This window comes from Nocardia sp. NPDC004604, from assembly GCF_040609795.1.
Taxonomy (GTDB): Bacteria; Actinomycetota; Actinomycetes; order Mycobacteriales; family Mycobacteriaceae; genus Nocardia.
This window is the reverse complement of record NZ_JBEXLC010000274.1, coordinates 1-5,054: the sequence shown is the minus strand read 5'-3', so window position 1 is coordinate 5,054 and position 5,054 is coordinate 1. Positions and strand designations below refer to the sequence as shown.

The window sequence follows — 5,054 nt, the reverse complement described above, 5'->3', positions numbered from 1 at the left end:
CCATATACCAACGCAGACAACAGCTTTCACAAACCAGCTGAGGGTGGCACCGCACAGCGATGCCACCCTCAGCTCACTTCGACACACAACCTAGCAGGACCGTCCGATCGACCGGGTCGAGCGCCGCCCGATCGGTCGCCACATCGGCCGCCAATAGCGGCATCATCAGCGGTTTGGCGATCCACTGCAGTTTGTCGCGGCCGGTGACCGCGCCGTACACAGTCGTCGCCGCCGCCGCTAGAAAAGCGGCGCGAAAAGGACGCCGCAGCGTGAGCGACGGGCCCGGAGGCGGTAGCTGGCGTGGCCACGTAGGGACCCGGGAGCGCTGCAAATCAGACACGGTCAGAAGCTCGACTCTTTCGGGGCGGGCGGCAGGGTGACGACTTGGCCCGCATAGCTCAGCCCGGCGCCGAAGCCGAGCAGCAGCGCCGTCTGGCCCCCCTTGGCCTTACCGGTCACCAACATCTCCTCCATCGCCAGCGGAATGGACGCGGCGGAGGTATTGCCGGTGTTCTCGATGTCATTGGCCACCGGGATGTCATCGGACAGCCCGAGGTTCTTCTTCATCAGATCGTTGATACGGGCATTGGCCTGGTGCGGAATGAAGACCTCGATGTCCTCCTTGGACACCCCGGAAACCTCCAGCGCAGAGGCCAGCGCGCGCGGCAAAGTGACCGCGGCCCAACGGAATACCCGCGGACCCTCCATCCGCAGCGACATCCGGCCGATGGGCTCGATGGCCGGATCGGTGCCCTGCAGCGTCTGTGCCCTCTGCATGTACTCGAGGAAGTCGACATCCTGCGCGATCGCCGATGCGTTCTCGCCGTCGCTGCCCCAGACCGTCGGGGAGATACCGTTCTCCTCACTCGGGCCGACCACCACCGCGCCCGCGCCGTCACCGAAGATCATCGCGGTGCCGCGATCGGTCGGATCGAGTCCGACGGTCATCGTCTCGGCGCCGATGAGCAGCACATAATCGGCGGAGCCCGCTCGGATCAGATCCGCGGCGACACCGAGGCCGTAGCCGAAACCGCCGCAGCCGGAGGTCAGGTCGAAGGCCGCGATACCGTTCATCCCCAGGTCATCGGCGACCTTCGGGGCGCCGTGCGGGGTCAGCGTCAGCCAGCTCGAGGTGGCCAGGATGAGGGCACCGATCTTGGACCGGTCGATACCGCTATTGACGATCGCGCGCTCACCGGCGGCCGCCGCGATCGACTGCAGCGTCTCGTCACCGCTGATCCACCGGCGGTTGCGCACGCCGGTGCGCTCGTAGATCCACTCCGGGGTCGAGTCGAGTACCTCGCACACCTCTTCATTGCTGACCAGGCGTTTCGGACGGTAAGCACCGATACCGAGCATCGCGACATTCGCACGACTCTTATTGACTGCAATGCTCACCACAGGTAACTCACACGACCCTTCACTGTCTCCGAACGCCGCACTGCGCTCGGTGTATACGTCCCCTTATCGGGTCGTACCGCCACCGGCGTTTCAGCTGATCGGAAGCTTCGACCACCAGCGATAGCGACCCGGGTCCGCATTCGCAGCTTAGCCCAGTGCGAGATCCTTCAATCCGAGGATGGACCGGTACTCCAGCCCCTCGGCCGCGATCACCTGATCCGCACCGGTCTCCCGATCCACCACGGTCGCGACGCCGACCACGGTGGCGCCCGCCTCGCGCAGCGCGCGCACGGCGGTCAGCGGCGAGTTGCCGGTGGTGGTGGTGTCCTCGACGACGAGCACCCGCTTGCCGACGATATCCGGGCCCTCGATCTGGCGCTGCATGCCGTGGGTCTTGGCGGCCTTGCGCACCACGAAGGCATCGATCGGGCGGCCCGGCGCGTGCATGACGGCGAGCGCGACCGGATCCGCGCCCATGGTGAGACCGCCGACGGCCTCGAAATCCCAATCCGCCACGAGTTCGCGCAGCAGCTTGCCGATCAGCGGTCCCGCGCCGTGGTGCAGGGTGGCGCGGCGCAGGTCGACGTAGTAGTCGGCCTCCTTGCCCGAGGACAGGGTGACCCGGCCGTGTACGACGGCGAGTTCACGCACCAGCGCGGCCAATTTGTCGCGGTCGTCCGTCGTGACGGCCGCATTGCTTGCCTGGTCGATCATCTGTATTAAGTCCTTCCGCGTGCGTTGAACATGCCGCGATTCAGTCGGGCCGCCAGGGTCCGCGGGATCATTCCGGCGGCGGTGGTGAGCACTTTGTACTGCACACCGGGCACGCTGAGCACCCGGCCCTTCTCCAGATCATGCAGCGAACCGGCGACCACCTGCTCGACGCTCAGCCACAGCTGCTTGGGCAGCGACGACATCTCGATGCCGGCCCGCTCATGGAATTCGGTGTGCACGAATCCTGGGCACAGGGCCTGTACTCGGACACCGGTTCCGGCCAGTCCACCCGCCAACCCTTCCGTGAAGGATACGACGTAGGCCTTGGAGGCCGAATAGGTCGAGCCACGCCCCGGGATCAGACCGGCGACGCTGGCGACATTGACGACCGAACCCTTGGCGGCCGCGATCATCGCGGGTAGCGCGGCCCTGGTCAGCTGCACCACCGACGTGACATTGACGTCGAGCTGAGCCTGCACCGCCGCGGGCGACTGGGTCCAGAACTCCCCCGACTGCCCGAATCCCGCATTGTTGACCAGGAATTCGACGCCGTCGGCGGCGCGCGCCGCAACCCGCTCTCGATCGGCGGCCTCGGCCAGATCGGCGACCAGCACCTCCGAGCGGGTGGCGAATCTTCGTTCCAGCTCCGCGGCCAGCGCGTCCAGCCGCTCCTTGTCGCGGGCGACGAGAACCATGTCGTAGCCGAGGGCGGCGAGCCGCTCGGCGAATCCGTGCCCGATGCCGGAGGTCGGTCCGGTGATCAGTGCGACGGGGCGGATCGCGCCGGGCAGGCGCGCAGGACTATCACTCCCGCCGGTCACCCGACCACCGCCCCCGATCGAATCGCTATGCGATGCTGAGTTCATTGCACAATCCAGCTAGAAGGGGCCCATGGGCTGATCTTTTCGAGCGACCTGCAAGCAATCGCGACGGTCATCACTGCGGCACGGGTCCCTGGTACGGACGGAATCCAGGGTGGAACGGACCGCCGGGCTGTTCCGGGTGCTCGGCGGGCGGCCAATCGTCCTCGTCCGACTCGGGCCGGATGGACTCGGGCTGGGCGGGTTTGCGCGCCGCCGGACGGTCATCCGACGGCCAGTTGTCCTCCGACTCGGCTGCCCAGCGGTCATCGCGGGCCCGCGAGCGGGAGTCGGGGACCACGGCGAGGCTCGGGCGGCGCGGCGGTTCGGGAGCCGCGGCCGGTTCGTCGTCGTAGTCGTCGTAGTCGGAGTACTGCGACTCCTGGTACTTCGGCCGATCGAAATCGCCATCGTCATAAGACGATTCGTCGTAGGACGAATCCGACTCGGCGTAGTCCGGATCGTCGTGGTCGCCCTTGCGCAGCTCCGGCGCGGCGCCCCGACTCGCACCCGCCGGCGGATCGGCCTGGTCCGACGCGGCCGAGCGCGATTTGCGCGGATGCGGCCGACCCGGATCGTGACCACCCGAGTCCACCCCGCGCACCTCACTGACCGGCGGTAGCACATGCAACAGACCCGAAAGCCGCAGCACCGCATCGATGGCGGTCTCCCAATCCTTGGCCGCCGTACCGACATTCAGCATGCCGAGGGTCCAGTTGCCCTCACTCCAGAGCATCTGCACGGTATCGGCCAGCGATTCGATGAAGGCGACCATGCGCTGGTCGACGGCATGCCTGGCGATCTCCGGATTGGTCGCGAACACCACCCGGTCGCCGATCGCGCCGAGTAGCTCCAGATCGGCGTCCTTGGGTGGCGAGGCGGTCTTGAGCCGCATATCCACATCGATATCCGAACCGATCTGCCTGCGCACCGCGACCAGTGTCGCCGCATCCTCGAGATCGAAGAGGACGAACTTCTCGCCCTTGCGGATTCCGGACACCACATCCACCGCGGATAGATAGCCGAGTTTGGCCAGCGCACCGCGGCGCCAGGTCGACGCGAGCGCCGGTTCCACCGACACATACGTATAGCCCTGGGCCTTCGCCCAGACCTGGCGCGCATGACCGGTCCGCCGTCGCTGGACCCGATCGAAATAGAGCAGCACGATCGCACCAACGAGCGCGATCGCCGCCAACCCGAACCACATTGCCGTCATCGTCGCCTACCCTAATATGCGCAGTCGGACGGAGTCCGACATAAGCCCCGCGCCGGGCCGATCGAAGGTGCGGCATTCGACTATCGAGCCGACCGAGCGCCTGCGCGTCCCTGTCCCGGGGTTGCTCGGGTCGCCCATATTCTTCCCCCGCTGCCGTCTCACCGCGTTCCTCCCGGCAGTGCGGTGCTGATGATGATCTTCGCGTCGATCGAGCCGTCGGCGGCCTTATCGCCCTGCACCATGACCATGTCGCCGACCGGCAGATCGGCCGCCTTGCCGCCTTTCAGCGAGATCACCTGGGTCTTATCGGTGGTGCGCACCGTGACCTTGGAGCCGCCGAGAGTGTCCAGGGTCAGCTGGCCGCCGGAGTTGGCGGAAATGGTGCCCATGGTCGCGCCGAGGTTGTCGATGCCGCCGAGCCCCGGAAGGCTCGGGATGGCCTGGGTCGGCGTCGGCTGACCCGATGGGGCGGGACCGGTTGGGCGGCCCGCGGTCGGCAACGCCGAGGTGCTCGCGGCGGTGCTCGACGACGAATCCTTACCGCCCAGCACCACACCGGCGACCACACCGACCGCGCCGATCAACAGGACCACACCGAGACCGAGGGCAATCCACAGGGCGGTATTGCGCCTACGCGGCGGCTGCTCGTCGGGCGGTAGTGAGGCGCCCGGCGGACCCGGCGGGTACTGCGCGCCCGCTTGGGGATACGCACCGACCTGGGTCGGATCCTGCCCCCCGGCCCACGGTTCGCCGTACGAGCCCCACTGCTGCCACGCGTCTCGGCCCGCATCGGGGCGTACTCGATGATGTCACCCGCCACGTATACGATCGCCGCGCCCACAGCGGGTCGTTCATAGTTCTCA

General features: G+C 67.2%; 6 protein-coding genes. All 6 read right to left on the bottom strand.

Annotation, left to right across the window (positions count from 1 at the left end; translation table 11 throughout):
* Positions 1–73: 73 nt before the first annotated feature.
* Entirely contained in the window at positions 74–340 is a 267-nt protein-coding gene (locus tag ABZW16_RS42975) for a hypothetical protein (protein WP_354961922.1), read from the bottom strand.
* 2 nt (positions 341–342) lie between these two features.
* On the bottom strand, positions 343–1,401 hold the full coding sequence (locus ABZW16_RS42970; protein WP_354961921.1) for a beta-ketoacyl-ACP synthase 3: 1,059 nt from the start codon (positions 1,399–1,401) through the stop codon (positions 343–345).
* 147 nt (positions 1,402–1,548) lie between these two features.
* Complete coding sequence (gene pyrE, locus ABZW16_RS42965; protein ID WP_354961920.1) at positions 1,549–2,115, bottom strand: orotate phosphoribosyltransferase; 567 nt, start codon at positions 2,113–2,115, stop codon at positions 1,549–1,551.
* Between the two features lie 5 nt (positions 2,116–2,120).
* Positions 2,121–2,894 (bottom strand): SDR family NAD(P)-dependent oxidoreductase, encoded by a 774-nt coding sequence (locus tag ABZW16_RS42960; RefSeq protein WP_354961923.1) that lies wholly within the window; start codon positions 2,892–2,894, stop codon positions 2,121–2,123.
* A 157-nt stretch (positions 2,895–3,051) separates the two neighbouring features.
* Complete coding sequence (locus tag ABZW16_RS42955) at positions 3,052–4,191, bottom strand: hypothetical protein (protein ID WP_354961919.1); 1,140 nt, start codon at positions 4,189–4,191, stop codon at positions 3,052–3,054.
* Between the two features lie 158 nt (positions 4,192–4,349).
* A complete protein-coding gene (locus tag ABZW16_RS42950; RefSeq protein ID WP_354961918.1) occupies positions 4,350–4,784 on the bottom strand; it encodes a DUF5666 domain-containing protein in 435 nt (144 codons plus the stop codon).
* Between the last annotated feature and the right edge of the window lie 270 nt (positions 4,785–5,054).

Bases quoted from the DNA above. Each gene is read 5' to 3' on its own strand.
- pyrE (WP_354961920.1), bottom strand. From the start codon at position 2,115: ATGATCGACCAGGCAAGCAATGCGGCCGTCACGACGGACGACCGCGAC.
- ABZW16_RS42955 (WP_354961919.1), bottom strand. From the start codon at position 4,191: ATGACGGCAATGTGGTTCGGGTTGGCGGCGATCGCGCTCGTTGGTGCG.